Source organism: Saccharothrix sp. ALI-22-I, assembly GCF_001984175.1.
GTDB lineage: Bacteria > Actinomycetota > Actinomycetes > Mycobacteriales > Pseudonocardiaceae > Actinosynnema.
On sequence record NZ_MTQP01000065.1, the window covers coordinates 392,249 to 411,126 of the forward strand.

Annotated in this window: 17 protein-coding genes and 2 pseudogenes; 15 read left to right on the forward strand and 4 right to left on the reverse strand. The window is 71.5% G+C overall.

Annotated elements, in window-relative coordinates; genetic code table 11:
* Nucleotides 1-352 precede the first annotated feature (352 nt).
* The 4 genes from rplU (at nucleotide 353) to proB (ending at nucleotide 3,626) form a co-directional block, all read left to right on the forward strand.
* Entirely contained in the window at nucleotides 353-667 is a 315-nt protein-coding gene (gene rplU, locus ALI22I_RS28585) for a 50S ribosomal protein L21 (RefSeq protein WP_077008623.1), read from the forward strand.
* 14 nt (nucleotides 668-681) lie between these two features.
* Entirely contained in the window at nucleotides 682-945 is a 264-nt protein-coding gene (gene rpmA / locus ALI22I_RS28590) for a 50S ribosomal protein L27 (protein WP_077008624.1), read from the forward strand.
* Nucleotides 946-1,041: 96 nt separating this feature from the next.
* Entirely contained in the window at nucleotides 1,042-2,499 is a 1,458-nt protein-coding gene (obgE, locus tag ALI22I_RS28595; RefSeq protein WP_077008625.1) for a GTPase ObgE, read from the forward strand.
* Nucleotides 2,496-3,626 carry a glutamate 5-kinase gene (gene proB / locus ALI22I_RS28600; RefSeq protein WP_179118391.1) on the forward strand — a complete coding sequence of 377 codons (1,131 nt, stop codon included), beginning with the start codon at nucleotides 2,496-2,498 and terminating at the stop codon, nucleotides 3,624-3,626. The genes obgE and proB overlap by 4 nt, the downstream gene beginning before the upstream one ends.
* Here the strand turns inward: proB and ALI22I_RS28605 are convergent.
* From ALI22I_RS28605 to ALI22I_RS28615, 3 genes are all read right to left on the reverse strand, one after another.
* A complete protein-coding gene (locus ALI22I_RS28605) occupies nucleotides 3,623-4,894 on the reverse strand; it encodes an MFS transporter (protein ID WP_077008626.1) in 1,272 nt (423 codons plus the stop codon). The two genes, proB and ALI22I_RS28605, sit on opposite strands and share 4 nt — an antisense overlap.
* A gap of 61 nt (nucleotides 4,895-4,955) precedes the next feature.
* Nucleotides 4,956-5,501, reverse strand: a complete 546-nt coding sequence (locus ALI22I_RS28610; RefSeq protein ID WP_077008627.1) for a GNAT family N-acetyltransferase — start codon at nucleotides 5,499-5,501, stop codon at nucleotides 4,956-4,958.
* Between the two features lie 24 nt (nucleotides 5,502-5,525).
* Nucleotides 5,526-7,604 carry a RecQ family ATP-dependent DNA helicase gene (locus ALI22I_RS28615; RefSeq protein WP_077008628.1) on the reverse strand — a complete coding sequence of 693 codons (2,079 nt, stop codon included), beginning with the start codon at nucleotides 7,602-7,604 and terminating at the stop codon, nucleotides 5,526-5,528.
* Between the two features lie 220 nt (nucleotides 7,605-7,824).
* Between ALI22I_RS28615 and ALI22I_RS28620 the strand changes: the two genes are divergently transcribed.
* From ALI22I_RS28620 to ALI22I_RS28670, 11 genes and pseudogenes are all read left to right on the forward strand, one after another.
* Nucleotides 7,825-9,090 carry a glutamate-5-semialdehyde dehydrogenase gene (locus ALI22I_RS28620; RefSeq protein WP_083752074.1) on the forward strand — a complete coding sequence of 422 codons (1,266 nt, stop codon included), beginning with the start codon at nucleotides 7,825-7,827 and terminating at the stop codon, nucleotides 9,088-9,090.
* Nucleotides 9,087-9,647 carry a TetR/AcrR family transcriptional regulator gene (locus ALI22I_RS28625; protein ID WP_238598613.1) on the forward strand — a complete coding sequence of 187 codons (561 nt, stop codon included), beginning with the start codon at nucleotides 9,087-9,089 and terminating at the stop codon, nucleotides 9,645-9,647. Before ALI22I_RS28620 ends, ALI22I_RS28625 begins: the two co-directional genes overlap by 4 nt.
* Before the next feature lie 58 nt (nucleotides 9,648-9,705).
* Nucleotides 9,706-10,890, forward strand: a complete 1,185-nt coding sequence (locus ALI22I_RS28630) for a cytochrome P450 (protein ID WP_077008630.1) — start codon at nucleotides 9,706-9,708, stop codon at nucleotides 10,888-10,890.
* A gap of 4 nt (nucleotides 10,891-10,894) precedes the next feature.
* Entirely contained in the window at nucleotides 10,895-11,116 is a 222-nt protein-coding gene (locus tag ALI22I_RS28635) for a ferredoxin (protein ID WP_077008631.1), read from the forward strand.
* Nucleotides 11,117-11,312: 196 nt separating this feature from the next.
* Nucleotides 11,313-11,906, forward strand: coding sequence for a nicotinate-nucleotide adenylyltransferase (gene nadD / locus ALI22I_RS28640; protein WP_077008632.1), 594 nt, complete (start codon nucleotides 11,313-11,315; stop codon nucleotides 11,904-11,906).
* Between the two features lie 69 nt (nucleotides 11,907-11,975).
* The gene (gene rsfS / locus ALI22I_RS28645) at nucleotides 11,976-12,371 is read left to right on the forward strand and encodes a ribosome silencing factor (RefSeq protein ID WP_077008633.1); all 396 of its coding nucleotides are present in this window, start codon (nucleotides 11,976-11,978) and stop codon (nucleotides 12,369-12,371) included.
* Nucleotides 12,368-12,982, forward strand: a complete 615-nt coding sequence (locus tag ALI22I_RS28650; protein ID WP_077008634.1) for a histidine phosphatase family protein — start codon at nucleotides 12,368-12,370, stop codon at nucleotides 12,980-12,982. The genes rsfS and ALI22I_RS28650 overlap by 4 nt, the downstream gene beginning before the upstream one ends.
* Nucleotides 12,979-13,710: a diglucosylglycerate octanoyltransferase gene (octT, locus tag ALI22I_RS28655; RefSeq protein WP_238598614.1), complete on the forward strand. Its 732-nt coding sequence runs from the start codon at nucleotides 12,979-12,981 to the stop codon at nucleotides 13,708-13,710. Before ALI22I_RS28650 ends, octT begins: the two co-directional genes overlap by 4 nt.
* Nucleotides 13,711-13,721: 11 nt before the next feature.
* Nucleotides 13,722-14,564 carry a DegV family protein gene (locus tag ALI22I_RS28660; RefSeq protein ID WP_077008636.1) on the forward strand — a complete coding sequence of 281 codons (843 nt, stop codon included), beginning with the start codon at nucleotides 13,722-13,724 and terminating at the stop codon, nucleotides 14,562-14,564.
* An 87-nt stretch (nucleotides 14,565-14,651) separates the two neighbouring features.
* The gene (locus tag ALI22I_RS28665; RefSeq protein ID WP_083752075.1) at nucleotides 14,652-15,377 is read left to right on the forward strand and encodes a ComEA family DNA-binding protein; all 726 of its coding nucleotides are present in this window, start codon (nucleotides 14,652-14,654) and stop codon (nucleotides 15,375-15,377) included.
* A 443-nt stretch (nucleotides 15,378-15,820) separates the two neighbouring features.
* Nucleotides 15,821-18,109 (forward strand): annotated as a pseudogene (locus ALI22I_RS28670) (DNA internalization-related competence protein ComEC/Rec2); the annotation flags it as partial.
* A 630-nt stretch (nucleotides 18,110-18,739) separates the two neighbouring features.
* Here the strand turns inward: ALI22I_RS28670 and ALI22I_RS49670 are convergent.
* A pseudogene (locus ALI22I_RS49670) lies at nucleotides 18,740-18,878 on the reverse strand (threonine synthase); the annotation flags it as partial.

The window sequence follows — 18,878 nt, forward strand, 5'->3', positions numbered from 1 at the left end:
CTGGCTGAGCAGCGGTTCGCCGTGTGCGGCCCCGCTCGCCCCCGAATCGGCTCCCGAACGCGAGGACCACCCGGATTTCCGAATTTGTCGGTGCCTCGTGGTTGGGTACGTGCGAGGGGCCCGCGCCGAGGGGTACCCCCGCCCCGGCTTTGCGTCCGCTCCCGCTACCGGCTCTGACCTGGGCGATCCCGGTTCGAAGACCCCGGTTTGACCACGCAGTCCACCGCCACGTAACCTGATACACGGCCCGCCGTCCGGTGGGCCCTGTCGCGTGAAGCCCAGCTCGCTAGTTTCAGCGGAGCCGAGGCGCGCGCGATCCCGTCCCGTCGAGTAGCAGGAGACTTCCGTCCCGATGTACGCGATCGTCAAGACCGGCGGCAAGCAGTACAAGGTGGCTGTCGGCGACGTCATCGAGGTCGAGAAGCTCGAAGGCGAGCCGGACACCGAGATCACCTTCGCGGCGCCGCTCCTCGTCGTGGACGGCGAAGACGTCACCTCCGCGGCGGACGCCCTGGCGAAGATCTCGGTGACCGGCAAGGTCGTCGAGCAGACCAAGGGCCCCAAGATCCGCATCCACAAGTTCAAGAACAAGACCGGATACCACAAGCGCCAGGGTCACCGCCAGAAGTTGACCCGCGTCGAGGTCACCGGCATCACCGGTAAGTGAGGATCTGACTAGCCATGGCACACAAAAAGGGCGCATCCAGCTCCCGCAACGGCCGTGACTCGAACGCCCAGTACCTCGGGGTGAAGCGGTTCGGCGGTCAGGTCGTCAAGGCCGGCGAGATCCTGATCCGCCAGCGCGGCACCAAGTTCCACCCCGGCGTCAACGTCGGTCGCGGCAAGGACGACACGCTGTTCGCGTTGGCGCCCGGCGCGGTCGAGTTCGGCTCGAAGCGCGGTCGCAAGACCGTGAACATCGTCCCGGTCGAGGTAGCTGCTTAAGCGCCTCGGGCGTAAGACGGAACGACCTCCGACGAGGGGCGGGACCGGTGCATTCCGGCTCTCGCCCCTCGTTGCTTCTTGGGAAAGGAAATCCCCGTGTCCCGCTTCGTCGACCGGGTCGTCATCCACGTCGCCGCAGGTGACGGGGGCAACGGGGTCGCCTCCGTGCATCGCGAGAAGTTCAAGCCGCTGGGTGGTCCCGACGGCGGCAACGGTGGCAAGGGCGGCGACGTCGTGCTGGTCGTCGACTCGCAGGTCCACACGCTGCTCGACTTCCACTTCCGCCCCAACGCCGCCGCGGGCAGCGGCAAGGGCGGTCAGGGTGGTAACCGCGACGGCGCGAACGGCGCGGACCTCGAACTGCGCGTGCCCGACGGCACCGTGGTCCTCACCCCCGAGGGTGAGATGGTCGCCGACCTCGTCGGCGAGGGCACCCGGCTGATCGCGGCCCAGGGCGGCCGCGGCGGTCTCGGCAACGCCTCGCTGGCGTCCAAGGCGCGCAAGGCCCCCGGTTTCGCCCTGCTGGGTGAACCGGGCGAGGCGCAGGACCTGGTGCTGGAGCTGAAGTCCGTCGCGGACGTCGGCCTGCTGGGCTTCCCGTCGGCGGGCAAGTCGTCGCTGATCTCGGTGCTGTCCGCGGCCAAGCCGAAGATCGCCGACTACCCGTTCACCACGCTGGTGCCGAACCTGGGTGTGATCACCGGCGGCGAGACCGTCTTCACCATGGCCGACGTGCCCGGTCTGATCCCCGGCGCGGCCGAGGGCAAGGGCCTGGGCCTGGACTTCCTGCGGCACATCGAGCGGTGCGCGGTGCTGGTGCACGTGGTGGACTGCGCGACCTACGAGCCGGGCCGCGACCCGCTGTCGGACATCGACGCGCTGGAGGAGGAGCTGGCGAAGTACACCCCCTCCCTGGCCGACGACCTGGCCGAACGGCCCCGCGTGGTGGTGCTGAACAAGATCGACATCCCGGAGGCGAAGGACCTGGCGGAGATCGTGCGCCCGGACATCGAGGCCCGCGGGCTGCCGGTGTTCGAGGTGTCCACGGCCAGCCGCGAGGGCCTGCGGGAGCTGACGTTCGCGCTGGCACGCGTGGTGGAGGAGTACCGGGCGTCGCGGCCGAAGCAGGAGTCGACCCGGATCGTGCTGCGGCCCAAGGCCCTGGACGACCAGGGCTTCACCGTGGTGGAGGACCCGGAGACGGAGGGCGGCTTCATCGTGCGGGGCGAGCGGCCCGAGCGGTGGATCCGGCAGACCGACTTCAACAACGACGAGGCCGTCGGCTACCTGGCCGACCGGCTCAACCGCCTCGGCGTCGAGGACAAGCTGGTCAAGATGGGTGCCGAGCCGGGCTGCCAGGTCACCATCGGTGAGCTGGTGTTCGACTGGGAGCCGACGACGCCCGCGGGTATCGCGATGACCCTGACCGGCCGCGGCACGGACGCGCGGCTGGAGGCCAACAACCGGGTGGGCGCGTCCGACCGCCTGGCGGCCAAGAAGGCCCGCCGCATCCCCGGCACGTACGACGAGTTCGAAGAGGACGACGACGAGTGATCGGTTCGGTGGCGGCGTCGCAGGCCCGGCAGGCGGTGTCCGCGGCGTCCCGGGTCGTGGTGAAGGTCGGGTCCTCGTCGCTGACCACCGCCGCGGGCGGGCTGGACCCGTCGCGGCTGGACGCGCTGGTGGACGCGGTCGCGGCGCGGTGTGCGGCGGGCAGCCAGGTGGTGCTGGTGTCGTCGGGCGCGATCGCGGCCGGACTCGCGCCGTTGGGCGTGCTGAAGCGGCCCCGTGACCTGGCCACGCAGCAGGCGGCGGCGAGCGTCGGGCAGTTGGCGTTGGCGCACGCCTACGCCAACTCGTTCGGGCGGTACTCGCTGACCGTCGGGCAGGTGCTGCTGACCGCGGACGACGTGGTGCGGCGTTCGCACTACCGCAACGCGCAGCGCACGTTCTCCCGGCTGCTCGCGCTGGGCGCGGTGCCGGTGGTGAACGAGAACGACACGGTCGCCACCGAGGAGATCCGGTTCGGCGACAACGACCGGCTGGCCGCCCTGGTAGCGCACCTGGTGGGCGCGGACGCGTTGTTCCTGCTCTCCGACGTGGACGCGCTGTACGACGGCGATCCCCGTCAGCCGGGCGCGCAGCGCATCACCGAGGTGGCCGGCGCGTCCGATGTGGACGGTGTGCGGGCGGGTTCGGTCGGCGCGTCCGGGCTGGGCACCGGTGGTATGGCGTCCAAGCTGGCCGCGGCACGGCTGGCGGCGTCGGCGGGCATCCCGGTGTTGCTGGCCGGCGCGGCGGACGCGATGCGGGCGTTGAGCTCGGCGGACGTCGGCACGGCGTTCGCGGTGACCGGGTCCCGGCTGTCCGCGCGTCGCTTCTGGCTCGGGTACGCGGCCGGCGCGACCGGCAGGCTGAGGCTGGACGACGGCGCGGTGGCCGCGGTCGTGGGCCGACGGCGGTCGCTGCTGGCGGCCGGCATCACCGGTGTCGAGGGCGCGTTCGAGGCCGGTGACGTGGTGGAGCTGGTGGACCTGTCCGGGCACGTGGTGGCGCGCGGCGTGGTCGGTTTCGACGCCGCCGAGCTGCCCGCGCTGATCGGCCGGTCCAGCCACGACCTCCCGGCGGAGCAGCGCCGAGAGGTCGTGCACGCCGACGACTTGGTGCCATTGCGGCCTTAACGCAGTTCGCTGCCCTTGGTCTCGGGCATCGTGAGGATCACGAAGAACGCGATGACGGCGCCGATCGCGACGTAGAGGAAGAACGTGGTGCCCGGCAACGCCTGGATCACCAGCGGTGCGGTGCCGCCGAACAGCGCCACGGTCAGGTTGTACCAGGAGCCGATGCCCAGGGCGCGCAGCTCGGTCGGGAACAGCTCGCTCATCACGGCGGGCGCGATGGACGTCATGGCCGTGTAGAGGCCGAGGCCGACGCAGAACACCACGAGCAGGTTGCCCACGCCCGGCCCGATCAGCGTGGACAGCGGCACCACGAGCAGCGCTGTCGCGGCCGACCAGGCGAGCAGCTGCGGTTTGCGGCCGAACCGGTCCGACAGCGCGCCCATCGGGTACTGCAGGGCGATGAACAGGACCGTGGCGATCGACAGGGCGAGGAACACGTCCACCGCGTCCGCGCCGCGCTTGGACACCGCGAACGGGGTCAGCGCGCTGAAGAACGTGTAGTAGCACAGCGTCGACAGCATGGTGAAGCCGACGAGCCGCCCGACCGCCTTCGGGTGCTCACGCAGGGTCGTCATCAGCGGGTTCTTGAGCTGCTGCGCCTTGACCTTGTTGTGCTCGAACTGCTCGGTCTCCTCCAGGCTGCGCCGCAACCACAGGCCCACCAGCCCCAGCACACCGCCGACCAGGAACGGGATGCGCCAGCCGTAGGACGACAGCTGCGCGGTGTCGAGCGTGCGGGCCAGCGTGAACCCGAGCAGCGACGCCACCAGCACCGCGGCGCCGGTGGAGATGTAGAAGAACGCCGAGTACCGCCCCCGGCGCTCCGGCGGCGCAATCTCCGCCAGGTACGCCGAGGCGTTGGACACCTCACCGCCCAGCGACAGGCCCTGCGCGACGCGGGCGAGCAGCAGCAGGATCGGCGCCAGCCACCCGACCTGCGCGTAGGTCGGGAGCACTCCGATGGCGACCGAACCGCCGGCCATCAGGACGATGGTCAACAGCATCGCCGTCCGCCGCCCGCGCAGGTCGGCGAACCGGCCGAGCAGGTACCCGCCCAGCGGTCGGAAGAAGAACGCGATCGCGTAAGCCGCGAGCGTGTTGATCAGTGCGAGTCTCGGGTTGTCCTTGGGGAAGACCTGGGTGGCGAAGTAGATGCTGAACGTCGCATAGATGGTCCAGTCGTACCACTCGATGGCGTTGCCGATACTCGCCGCGACGAGCTTGCGGACGGGCAGGCGGTGCGGGGTCCCGATCTCCACGGCAGCCATGGGTGGGACACAACCACAAAGCCGTAGAAGTCGGTAGGTCCTTCACCGAACCCCGTTGCGCTCACACCCCGTCGTCAGCTGCGGCCCGCCACTCGGTGCCGAGCAGGCCGAACAGCAGGTCGTCCGTCCACTCTCCCTTCGTCCACGTGCTCCGCACCCGGTGTCCCTCCTGTCGGAAACCGAGCCTGGTCAACAGTCGCGCCGATCGTTCGTTGCGGGCGTCGCACTCGGCGGCCACCCGGTGCAACCCGCGCTCCTCGAACAGGTGCGCCAGCACCCGTCCTACGGCCTCGGTCGCGTACCCGCGCCCCTGGTACGCGGTCGCCAGCGTGTACCCGATGTCCGCCTGCATCAGGTTCTCGTGCAGGCCGACCCCGACGTCGCCGACGAGCACCCCGCCTGTCTCGACCGCGAACTGGTACCACCCCGGCGCGGTCGGGTCCGCCGCGCCGACCTCCTGGACGAACTCCTCTGCCTGTGCCAAGGAGAACGGCGCGTCCCACCCCTGGTACCGCGCCACGTCCGGGTCCGACCGGTACGCGGCGAACGTCCGCGCGTCGGCCGTCGTGAAAGGCCGCAGCACCAACCGTTCCGTCGTCAGTCTCACGTCGTCAGCCCCATGTCGTCGGTCTCAAGCCGTCACCGCCAACGCGAACGGCAGCACGGCCGACGCCCCGGCCCGCCGCAGCAGCCGGGCGGCCACCGTCATCGTCCACCCCGTGTCGATCCGGTCGTCCACCAACAACACCGGACCATCCACAGTGGACAGATCGGGCACGCCGGACTCCCTCACCAACCCGGCCAACCGCTGCGCGCTGTTCGCCCGGTGCGTGGCCTCGCCCAGCCACACCTGCCCGAGCAGCGGCAGCCGCCCGACCGCCGAGATCCGCTGCCCGAAGCTGCCCACCAGCGCCGGCCTGGTCCGCGACCCGACCGTCACCACACCGACCGGCCGTTCCGCCCAACCCCACGCGGACAGCACCTTCACGCACGCGGCGAACACGTCCTCCGGGATCTCCTGGTCCTCCGCCCCGAACAGCGACCGCAACCGGTTGCCCCAGCCGATATCGGTCAACCGCCCCAACGCCCGCCCCGTCGCCGCGCTCTCGCCCGGCGGGATCTTCCCGGACAACGACACCCCGGCCGCCGCCATCCCGGTCGGCCACAGCTTGCGCGGCTCCACCTCGACACCGGGCCGCAGCAGCCGTTCCCGCGCCGCCGACGCCGCCGTGTCCGACACCTCCGCCGAGGGCCGCTGCCCCGTGCAGTTGTCGCACCGCCCGCACGGCGCCGCGTGCGGGTCGTCCAACTGCCGCAACAGGAACTCCATCCGGCAGCCGTCGGTCGCCAGGTAGTCCAGCACCGCCTGCCGCTCCACCTGCCGCGCCGCCTCGATCCGCTCGTACCGCTCGGCGTCGTAGGACCACGGCTGTCCCGTCGACACCCAGCCGCCGCGCACCCGCCGCACGGCGCCGTCCACGTCGAGCACCTTCAGCACCACTTCCAGCCGGGTGCGCGACAACTCCACCATCGGCTCCAACGCGGCCGTCGACATCGCCCGGTCCGGTGGCAACACGTCGAGCACCTGCCGCACCACCCGTTCCGGTGGGAACGCCAGCGATGCGAAGTAGGCCCAGATGTCCTTGTCCTCCGGGCCGGGCAGCAACAGCACCTCGGCCCGCTCCACCCCACGACCCGCGCGGCCGATCTGCTGGTAGTAGGCGATGGGGGAGGGCGGCGCGCCCAGGTGCACCACGAACCCCAGGTCCGGCTTGTCGAACCCCATGCCCAGCGCCGACGTGGCCACCAGGGCTTTGACCCGGTTCGCCAGCAGGTCTTCCTCGGCGCGCTGGCGTTCCGCCGGGTCGGTGCGCCCGGAGTACGCCGTCACCTCGTACCCGCGTTCACGCAGGAACGCCGCCACGTCGTCCGCCGAGGCCACCGTCAGGGTGTAGATGATCCCCGAGCCGGGCAGCTGCTCCAACCGTTCGGCCAGCCACCCCAGCCTGGCCTCGGCGGTGGGCAGCCGCACCGCCGACAGCCGCAGGCTCTCCCGGTCCAGCGGCCCGCGCAGCACCAGCGTGTCCGTGCCGGCGCCCAGCCCGAGCTGGTCGGCCACGTCCCGCACCACCCGGTCGTTGGCCGTGGCCGTGGTGGCGAGCACCGGCACCCCGGCCGGCAGCTCGGTCAGCAACGTCCGCAGCCGCCGGTAGTCCGGCCGGAAGTCGTGGCCCCAGTCGGAGATGCAGTGCGCCTCGTCCACCACCAGCAGCCCCGCCGACGCGGTCAACGACGGCAGCACGGTGTCCCGGAAGTCGGGGTTGTTCAGCCGCTCCGGCGACACCAGCAGCACGTCGACCGCACCGGACGCCACCCGGTCCTGCACGTCCTGCCACTGGTCGGTGTTGGCCGAGTTGATCGTCGCCGCGTGCACGCCCGCCCGCGCGGCGGCGTCGACCTGGTTGCGCATCAACGCCAGCAACGGCGACACGATCACCGTCGGCCCCTCGCCCAGGGACCGCAGCAACGCCGTGGCGATGAAGTACACGGCGGACTTGCCCCACCCGGTCCGCTGCACCACCAGCGCCCGCCGCCGCCCGGACACCAGCGCGTGGATGGCCGTCCACTGGTCGTCCCGCAGCACGGCCTGTGGGCCCGCCAAAGCCCTCAGCCGTTCCTCGGCCAGTTCGCGGAGTGCGCTGTCGTCCATTGTCGGATTGTCCTCGCTCGCTCGGACGGCTCGGTCGCCGGGAAAGTCGGTCGTCCGGGGCGACCTCGCGTCACACCATGACAGGTGCCCCCGACAATCCGAGGCCCGGTCCCGCACCACCGCCACCCGCGATCACTCGATCGATACCGCTGCTCAGCGGCGTCCAGCCCAGTGAGAACCTCCAAGACAGCCACGACCGGGTGACCGTAGGCTGGAGGACGTGACTGATGACCTGCGCGAACAGGTGCACGCCGCAGCCAGGCGCGCCCGTGTCGCCGCCAACGAGCTCGTCCTCGCCACCCGTGACAGCAAGGACGCCGCACTGCACGAGATGGCCGCCGCACTGCGCACCCGCGCCACCGAGGTGCTGGAGGCCAACGCCAAGGATCTCGAAGCGGGCAAGGCCGCCGGGCTCACCCAGGGCCTGCTGGACCGCCTCGCGCTGACCGAGGCGCGCATCGAGGGCGTGGCCCAGGGCCTGGAGACGGTGGCCGGCCTCCCGGACCCGATCGGCGAGGTGCTGCGCGGCTCGATCCTGCCCAACGGTCTGGAGCTCAAGCAGGTCCGCGTCCCGATGGGCGTGGTCGGCATGGTCTACGAGGCCCGCCCGAACGTCACCGTGGACGCGGCCGGCCTGGCGTTGAAGTCCGGCAACGCGGCACTGCTGCGCGGTTCGTCCACCGCCGAGCACTCGAACACCGCGCTGGTCGCGATCCTGCGCGACGCGCTGGAGACCACAGGTCTGCCCGCCGACTCCGTGCAGCTGCTGCCGTGCCACGACCGCGCCTCGGTCACCCACCTGATCACCGCGCGCGGCCTGGTCGACCTGGTGATCCCGCGCGGCGGCGCCGGTCTGATCAACGCCGTCGTGCAGCAGGCCACCGTGCCGACCATCGAGACCGGCGTGGGCAACGTGCACGTGTACGTGGACGCGAGTGCCGACCTCGACATGGCGCAGCGCATCGTGCTCAACTCCAAGACCCGCCGCGTCAGCGTGTGCAACGCGGCCGAATCGCTGCTGGTGCACGCGTCCATCGCGGACGAGTTCGTGCCCCGCATCACCGACGCCCTCATCGCGCAGAACGTCACCGTCCACGGCGACGACCGGTTCGCGAGCGACCCCAGGGTGCAGACCGCGACCGACGAGGACTGGGACACCGAGTACCAGTCCCTGGACATCGCCGCCCGCGTGGTCGGCTCGATCGACGAGGCCATCGAGCACATCGCCGAGCACGGCTCCGGCCACACCGAGGCGATCGTGACCAGCGACCTGGCCGCGGCCCGCCGGTTCACCACGCGGGTCGACGCGGCGGCGGTCATGGTCAACGCGTCCACCGCGTTCACCGACGGCGGCGAGTTCGGCATGGGCGCGGAGATCGGCATCTCCACCCAGAAGCTGCACGCCCGCGGCCCGATGGGCCTGTCCGAGCTGACCTCGTCCAAGTGGGTGGTCTGGGGCGAGGGGCACGTCCGGTCGACATCGTGAGCAGGCCCCGGGACGCCGCCGCGACCAAGGCGGCGTTGCTGGACGCCGCCACGAAGCTGTTCGGTGAACGCGGGTTCGACCGCACCACGGTGCGGGACATCGCGAACCTGGCGGGCGTGAACCAGGCCCTGTTGTTCCGCTATTTCGGCAGCAAGGACACCCTGTTCGCGACCGTGCTGGCCACGCAGAGCCGTGAGCTGCTGGAGGACTCGCCCGCCGAGCACCTGTTGCGCAACGTGCTGCTGCGGATGTTGGAGGAGAAGCCGAGGCGCGAGGACCACCCGCTGTACGCGGTGTTGCGGTCCTCGCACCACGACTCGTCGGCCGAGCTCGTGCGGCGGCAACTGGGGGAGGAGTACGCGCGCGCTCTGGCGTCCCTCACGGACTCGGACGACGCTCAGCTGCGCGCGGACCTCGTGCTGGCGTGGATAGTGGGCATCGGTGTGCTGCGGACCGTGTTCGGCAAACAGCCCCTCGCCGGCGCGGACAGCGCCGACGTGGCGGCTCTGGTCACCAAGGCCGCCTCGGTGTTGCTGGAACACACGGAAGCTGGTTGACGGTCCGTAGCGATCTGCCTACTGTCGGATGTAAGCGACTGCTTACATGGGGGTACCGATGGAGATCAGGCCCTACCCGTTCACCGAGCTCGACAACCTCGAACTGCACCCCGGCTACCTGGAGCTGCAACGCGACGAGCCGGTGGCCAGGGTCCGGCTGCCCTACGGCGGCGACGCCTGGCTGGCCACCCGCTACGAGGACGTCAAGACCGTGCTCGCCGACCCGAGGTTCAGCCGTGCGGCGGTGATGGAGCCGGGCGCCGACGTGCCGCGCACCCTGCCCACCATGCCGACCGAGACGAACATCCTGAGCATGGACCCGCCGGACCACACGCGGCTGCGCAGGCTGGTCGCGAAGGCGTTCACCGCGCGGCGCACCGAGCAGCTGCGCGAGCGCGCCCAGGAGATCGTGGACGGCCTGCTGGACGAGATGGAGCGGCAGGGCGCGCCCGCCGACCTGGTCGAGGCGCTGGCCATGCCGCTGCCCATCACGATCATCTGCGAGATGCTGGGCGTGCCGTTCGAGGACCGGGACAAGTTCCGGTCCTGGTCGGAGGCGGCGGTGGCGATCACCGCGTTCACCCACGAGGAGATCATCGCGGCCAACCAGTCGCTGCGCGTCTACATCGCCGAGCTGACCGAGCGCAAGCGCGCCGAGCCGGCCGACGACATGCTGTCCGTGCTGGTCGCGGCGCACGACAACGAGGACCGGCTGAGCACCGAGGAGCTGGTGTCGTTCGGGGTGGCGCTGCTGGTCGCGGGCCACGAGACCACCGCGAACCAGATCGGCAACTTCGTCTACCAGCTGCTGCGCCACCCCGACCGGCTCGGCGAGCTGCGCGCCGACCTGTCGCTGGTGCCCGCCGCGATCGAGGAGCTGCTGCGCATCACTCCGTTGGGTGGTTCCGCGGGCTTCCCCCGGATCGCGACGGCGGAGGTCGAGCTGTCCGGCGTGACGATCAAGCCCGGTGAGGCGGTGTTCGTCAACAACGTCGTGGCCAACCGCGACCCGTCGGTGTTCGACAACCCGAACGAGCTGGACTTCCACCGCGAGCACAACCCGCACATCATGTTCGGCCACGGCGCGCACCACTGCATCGGCGCACCGCTGGCGCGGATGGAGTTGCAGGTCGCCATCGGCACCCTGCTCAAGCGGTTCCCGTTGCTCCGATTGGACGGTGACGTCGCGTTCAAGAAGGGCAGACTGATCCGTGGTCCGCAGGCCCTGTCCGTGAGGTGGTAGTCGCATGAGCAAGTGGACGATCGAGCTGGACCGCGGCGCCTGTATCGGCAGCGGCATGTGCACGTCGATGGCGCCGGACCACTTCCGGCTCGACGGCGGCACGTCCACGCCGATCAACGAGACCGTCGAGGAGGACGAAGCGGTCATCGACGCGGCCGAGTCCTGCCCGATGGAGGCCATCCTGGTCCGATCGACCGACGGCACCGTACTGGCGCCGCAGCCCTAGCCGAAAAGTTCAGCCGATCGCGTCATGGCGGCGTGCGGGGCACGTTCCACTGTCGCGCGGCTCTGTTTCGAGGTGGGTCGCGTGATCCGCGGATGCGACCCCCTCCCCTTGGGCCGCGGCCGGGAGTCGAGTGCGCGGGAGGCCTTTCGGGGAGCGACCGGCCGCCCGCGCACCACCCGAACTAGGCTCACCTCCCATGTCGAACCGGCGGATCGGCGTCATGGGTGGCACCTTCGACCCGGTGCACCACGGCCACCTGGTCGCGGCCAGCGAGGTCCAGGCACGGTTCGACCTGGACGAAGTCGTCTTCGTGCCGACCGGTCAGCCCTGGCAGAAGAGCGAACGCGAGGTCAGCGCCGCCGAGGACCGCTACCTGATGACGGTCATCGCCACCGCGTCCAACCCGCGGTTCTCGGTCAGCCGGGTCGACATCGACCGGTCCGGGCCCACGTACACGATCGACACGCTCACCGACCTCAAGGTGGCGCACCGGAACGCGGACCTGTTCTTCATCACCGGCGCGGACGCGTTGGAGCAGATCCTGTCGTGGCGGCGGGCGGACGACGTGTTCGGCCTCGCGCACTTCATCGGCGTCACCAGACCGGGCTACGAGCTGGACGACACCCACCTGCCGCCCGGTGCGGTGTCGCTGGTGGAGGTGCCCGCGATGGCCATCTCGTCCACCGCCGTGCGGGCCCGGACGGCGTCCGGACTGCCGGTCTGGTACCTCGTGCCGGATGGTGTCGTTCAGTACATCTCCAAGCGCGGGCTTTACTCGATGCCGGACTGAGCCGGGACGCCGGTACCCTCATTGACTCGTGCGGGCGTATAGGCGTCCGCCGGTGTGATGAGGAGTGACGTGGCAGCCACCGACGAGGCACGACGGTTGGCGCTGGCCGCCGCTGACGCGGCAGCCGACAAGAAAGCGCACGACGTGATCGTGCTCGACGTGTCCGACCAACTGGTGATCACCGACGTGTTCGTGATCGCCTCCGCCGCCAACGAGCGGCAGGTCGGCGCGATCGTGGACAACGTTGAAGAGAAGTTGCGCGAGGCCGGCCGCAAGCCGGTCCGCCGTGAAGGCGCGCGCGAGGGGCGCTGGGTCCTGCTGGACTTCGTGGACGTGGTGGTGCACGTCCAGCACTCCGAGGAGCGCAGCTTCTACGGACTGGAGCGGCTGTGGAAGGACTGCCCGCAGATCGAGTTCGAGGCCCGGCCGGTGACCGATGATGCCGACGAGGTCGCCGAGGCATGACCCTGAACCGGCTCGTGCTGTGGCGGCACGGTGAGACCGACTACAACGCGACCGGCCGCATGCAGGGCCACCTGGACTCGGCGTTGACCGAGACCGGGTGGAACCAGGCGCGGTTCGCGGTGCCGGTGCTCGCCGGGTTCGCACCCGAGCTGGTGGTGGCCTCCGACCTGCACCGGGCCAAGGACACCGCGACGGTGTTCACCGAGGCGACCGGTGTCGGGTTGCGCATCGACGAGCGGCTGCGCGAGACGCACCTGGGCAAGTGGCAGGGGCTGACGACAGCCGAGATCGAGATGGAGTGGCCGGGCGCGCTGGACCGCTGGCGGGCCGACGGCACCCTCGCGCCGCCGGACGGCGAGAAGCGCGTGGAGGTCGCCGAGCGCGCTCTGGCCGTGGTGGACGAAGTGGACGCGGAGTTCTCCGGGACGGTCATGCTGTGCACGCACGGCGGCCTGATCAGCGCGTTGACCGGGCGGCTCCTGGAGTTGCCGATCGACCGGTGGGCGCTGCTGGGCGGGATCGGCAACTGCCACTGGACGGTGTTCACCCGCCGGCCGCACGGCGACGGCCGGTGGCGGCTGTCGTCTTACAACGCCGGAACCACCCGGTGAGGCTGCTCGTCCTCGGCGATTCGCTGACGTTCCACGGTCCGCAAGGGCCGTTGCCCGCCGATCACCCCGGGTTGTGGCCGAACGTCGCCGCGTCGGCGTTGGGTGGGCACGCGGAGCTGGCGGCGGGGTTCGGCTGGACGGCCCGGGACGCCTGGTGGGCGTTGACCGGGGACCCGCGGGTGTGGTCGCTGTTGCCGCGCACGGACGTGTTGGTGCTGGCAGTGGGGCACATGGACACGCTGCCGTCGCCGTTGCCGACGTTCCTGCGGCAGGGGCTGCGCTACCTGCGGCCGGACCGGCTGCGGCGCCGGGCGCGTGCCGGGTACCGGGCGGCGCAACCGGTGCTGGCGCGGCTGCTCGGCGGGTATCCGGTGGCGTTGCCGCCGCACCTGACCGTGCGGTACCTGGACGACTCGGTGCGCGCTGTGCGTGCTCTTGAGCCGGGGATCAGGGTGGTCGGGATGACGCCTTCGGTGCACCGTTCGCCGGCTTATGCCGGTGTGCACAGTGGACGTGCGGCGGCGGAGCGCGCGCTGCGCGGGTGGGCTCGTAGTGCCGGTGTGCCGCTTTTGGACATGCCGCCGTTGGTCGGCGAGCACGTTCGGTCACGGAGTGGCAACCCGGACGGTATGCACTGGGGCTGGGAAGGTCACGACCTGGTCGGGAACGCCATGGCGGAACTGATCCGGTCCGTGGCGGTCAGCCACTCGGGCCAGGCGGAGCCGTAGTCTCGGCACTCGTGTCCACCACGATCGTCACCGACTCCACGGCGTACCTGCCCGAGGGGTTCGCTGAGCGGCACGGCATCCGGGTCGTGCCGCTGCACGTGGCGGTGGACGGTCGCAGCAGGTTGGACGGTGTCGACTTCGGGCCGGCCGAGCTGGCGGCGGCGTTGGGCGAGCACCGCAGGGTGACCACGTCCCGGCCCACGCCTGGGGAGTTGGCCGAGGTGTACCGGTCGGTGTTGGCCGAGGGCGCCGAGGCGATCGTGTCGGTGCACCTGTCCCGTGAGCTCTCCGGCACGTGGGAGGCCGCCCGGCTGGCCGCGGAGGAGGTCGACCCGACCCGGATTCGGGTCGTCGACTCGCGGGCCACGGGCATGGGGCTGGGCTTCGCCGCGCTGGCCGCGTGCGCCGCCGATGGTGATGGGGCGTGCGCGGAGGCGGCCGCCGCTGCCGCCGCGTCGCGCATCAAGATGTTCTTCTGCGTGGAAACCCTCGACCACCTGCGTCGGGGCGGCCGTATCGGCGCCGCGGCCGCGCTGGTGGGTACCGCGCTGGCGGTGAAGCCGCTCCTGCACGTCGACGACGGTCGGATCGTGCCGCTGGAGAAGGTGCGCACGATGAGCCGGGCCATCGGCCGTCTGGTGGACCTGGCGGCGTCGGCGGCGGGTTCCGGGCCGGTCGGTCTGGCTGTCCACCACCTGGCCGCGCCGGAGCGCGCGGCGGAACTCGCGACCCTGCTGGACGAACGCGTCCCCGGCTCGGCCGGCTGCCTGATTTCCGAGGTCGGAGCGGTGATCGGCGCCCACACGGGCCCCGGTGTGCTGGGCGTGGTGGTCCTGCCCGGCGGGGTGTCCTAGCCCGCTTTATCCATCACTGGCGGACTTGTCCACAGATCGCCGACAACCTCCCGCACCCACTGATCCATCCGGCCTAACGTCGAGCGCATGTTCGACAGGAACCCGGAAACCACGACAGCCCGCCTGAAGGCCCTCGTCTCCCAGGAGCGGGGCAGACACCGCGCGTCTAACGCCGAGACGCTGGTCTTCGTCTCGGCGGACGGCGGCTCCGATCCGCCCGGCCCCCTCCACCGCCTGTTGCACCGCTGGCTGCCCGAGCCCGCCGTCCCACGCCGCCGCAGAATCCTGTTGGCAGGCGTGATGGCGGGCGTGGCGTTGGCGGCCGCGCTGGCCCTGTGGTGGCAACGCCCGGTGCCCGAGACCCCACCGGACCTCCCGGTGGCCGAGGCCGCCGCCGTCACCCGCACCGAGGAACACCTGGTCGTCAACGTGGTGGGCCTCGTACCCAGTCCCGGCCTGGTGACCGTGCCCAGCGGCGCCAGGGTGGCGGACGCGCTCCAAGCTGCGGGCGGTGCCAACCCCGGGGCCGATCTGACCACGCTCAACCTCGCCCGCAAAGTCGCCGACGGCGAACAGATCGCCGTGGGCATCCCCGCACCACAACCCGCCGGCGCGACCGCCGAACCGCTGGACCTGAACACGGCGACAAAGGACCAACTCGACACCCTGCCGGGCGTGGGCCCGGTGACGGCGCAGCGAATCGTCGACCGAAGGCAGAAACGCGGTCCGTTCACCTCGCTCGAACAGCTCGGCGAGATCGAGGGGATCGGCGACGCGAAGCTGACCAAGCTGCGCGAACTGGTCCGCCTCTGACCGGTCACGCCTCAACGCCTCAACGCCTTCGACGCCACCACCCGGAGACCCACCATGCATCCCACCCATGTCTGTCCACAGCCGGCCAACCCGACCCGAGGCCGCATCGAAAACCCCGCCACTCCTGCGGAGCAAGCCGCTGTCTGTCCGCACCTGGCGCAGTGCCGGGCATCGTCCACTCCGAACCACTGCCCGCCGTCCGTCCCGTCCCAACGAACCGGAATCCCCGCCCACCTCCTGGTAGCCCCACCCACCGAGCTGCCCTGCCGACCACGACTCCATCTCCTCTACAGCGAGCACACCGACTACAAAGGCCGCCGCCATCGCATTCGGCGATTGCTACGCCGTGCCCGCCGCTTCGTCCGTCTCCGCCGCGTGATCCGGGGCGCCCGCGGCGGCCGCCGACACCTCGTCAGCCTGTCCAGGTCACGGTGGTTGGGGTCATGAGTCCCCGAGCACACCTCGTCCCGGCCGCGTTGGCGGTGTGGGCCGTCGCGATCGCCGGGCTGCTCTGGACGTGGTGGGCCGCACTCGCGGTCGGCTTGGCCGCCGCGGTCGTCGGTGGCCTGGTACTGCGCCCGTGGCGTCCGGCAGCGGTGGCGGTGGCCGTCGCGGGTCCGGTGGCGGCGTGCTGGATCGGCGCCCAGGTCCACGGGGCGGCCAACCACCCACTGCGGGCAGCGGCCGAACGCGGCACGCCCGGCACCGTCCACTTCGAACTCGACGACCGGCCGCACGGCCTGCGCACCAGTGGCTTCGGTTCGCGGGCGGGCGGGGTCGATCTGGTGCTGGTCCGCGCAACCCTCGACGAGGGCGGCCGGATCGCCGTGCTGGCCCCGGCGGCCGGCTGGCGGGAGCTGCTGCCCGGCCAACGGGTCACTGCCCGAGGCACCCTCGCCCCACCACGGGGTGGCGAGCTGACCGTCGCGGTGCTGCGGGTTCGCGGGCCTCCGAGGGACGTGACGGAAGCGCCGGTGTGGCAACGCGTCGCCGAGGATCTGCGTGCCGGACTGCGCAATGCGAGCACGGCCCTGGACCCCGAACCGGCCGGACTGCTGCCCGCGCTGGTCGTCGGCGACACTTCGGGCCTGTCTCCCAGGGTGGTGGAGGAGTTCCGCACGGCGGGTCTCGCCCACGTTCTCGCTGTCAGCGGCGCGAATTTGGCGATCCTCTGTGGTGCGGTTCTGCTACTGCTGAGGCTGCTCCGGGTCGGTCCGCGCGGCTGCGCGGTGGGTGCGATGGCCGCGCTGGTCGGGTTCGTGGTGCTGGCCGGGCCGGAGCCGAGCGTGCTGCGGGCCGCCGTGATGGGTGCGGTGGCGTTGCTCGCGCTGGTGCTGGGTCGGGAGCGGTCGGCGTTGCCGGCGCTGGCGGCCGCCGTGGTGGTCCTGGTGCTCTACGACCCGGAGTTGGCCACCGAACCGGGGTTCGGGCTGTCGGTGGTGGCGACGGCGGCGTTGGTGCTGCTCGCGCCGAGGTGGGCCGCTGCCATGAAGGAGCGCGGCGTCCCGGTCGGTTTCGCCGAGGCGTTGGCGGTGCCGGTGGCCGCGAACCTGGCGACCGCGCCACTGGTCGCCGGGATCTCCGGCCAGGTGAGCCTGGTCGCGGTGCTGGCGAACCTGCTGGTGGCGCCCGTGGTGGCGCCGGCCACCGTGCTGGGCGTGCTGGCCGCCGTGCTGGCGCAGGTGCACGACCCGACGGCACGGCTGGCGGTGGAGGTGGCCGGTCCGGCGGCGGGCTGGCTGATCACCGTGGGACGGCACGCGGCCGCAGTGCCGGGCGCGGCCGTCGCGTGGCCGGAGGGCTGGACGGGTGGGGCGTTGCTGGCCGGGGTCCTGGTGCTCGGCTACGTGGTCGTCAGGCTCCGCAGGCTGCGGACGCTGCTCGTCGCGGCAGTCATCGGCGCGGTGGTGGTGGTCGTGCCGCTGAAGGTCATCTCGCCCGGCTGGCCCGCGCCCGGCTGGTCGGTAGTGGCCTGCGATGTCGGGCAAGGCGACGCGGTGGTCCTGGCCACCGCCGAGCGGGACCGGGCGGTGCTGGTCGACACCGGTCCCGACCCGGTGCCGGTGCTGTCGTGCCTGCGGCGGCTGGGCGTGCGGCGCATACCGCTGGTGGTGCTCAGCCACCTGCACGCCGACCACGTGGGCGGGCTGGCCGCGGTGTTGGCGGATCGGGGCGTGGGTGCGGTGGCCGTGGGGCCGTCGCGGCAGCCGGAGTGGGCGTGGAAGGAGGTGCGAGCACAGGCGCGGACGGCAGGGGTTCGCGTGGTGGAGCTGGGCGCGGGGCAGCGGCTGAGCTGGCCGGGGCTGGACCTCGACGTGCTGGGGCCGCGCACGGACCCGGCCGGTGAGACGAACGGTGAGACGAACACGGCGGTCAACGACGCGTCGCTGGTGCTGCGCGCCTCGACCGCGGCCGGGCGGGTGCTGCTGACCGGCGATATCGAGTTGGCCGGGCAGGCGGATCTGCTCGGCGGGCACGTCGACCTGCGGGCCGACGTGCTCAAGGTGCCGCACCACGGTTCGCGGTACTCGTCGCCGACGTTCCTGGCGGCGGTCCGACCGCGGATCGCCTTGGTGAGCGTCGGCGCGGGCAACCGCTACGGCCACCCCAGCGGGGTGCTGGTCGACGCCTTGACGAGCCAGGGCGCGTTGGTGCTGCGCACTGACCGGGACGGCGACACCGCCGTCCTGGCCGGCCCGGACGGGCCACGGGTTGCCCGCAGGGGTGGCCCATCCGACAACGGACAAGGGGAGAGCGATGGAGAACGACGTCTGGATCCGACTGCACACCGGCTGGACGTGGAAAGGCGACGACAGGGCGGTGGCGTGGGCGCTGTGGCAGCCCGGCTACACCGACCAACCGTGGCCACGCGACGAACTGCGGCCCGCCTTCACCTACTACGTGTGCGAAGACCTGCCCGGCGGCGAACGGGGCATCACCGCGAGGGCGACGGCCATCGGCGTCATCCGCATCGCACAGGTGCCCAACGCCGACACCGCCTACCGCCTGGTCGCCGACGCCCTGTTCGACGCCGACCTGGCCATACCCCCGGAGGAGTGGCACGCCGAGCGCTACAACCAGGAGAAGGCGAAACGCCCGTGGCCCCAGATGCTCACCGCCTGGCGAGTGGCCACGGAACAAGTCGGACCACATGTGATGCCCGAGTTGGCGGCCTTCCCCCGAACGGGCTGGCTGCGTACTTCCAGGATCGCGCTATGACCCGGCGGCCAGGGCCTGAGCGGTGATCTGGGCGGTGGCCGGGACCTGGGCGGTGACCGGCCGCCGACCCGACCGACACCGGCTGGTGTCGGTCGGGTCGGGTCGACCAGAGCCGGGCGGTTGGCCCGGCCTGGTCGAACGGCTCAGTCCTGGAGGGCCTTGAGCACGGCGTCTGCCGAGGGTGGGACGTTGGCCTTCGGGCCGACCCGGTTGCCGAGGGCGTCGAGGGTTTTGAGGCCGTCGCCGGTGATGAGCAGGACGGTTTCGGCGTCGGGGTCGAGT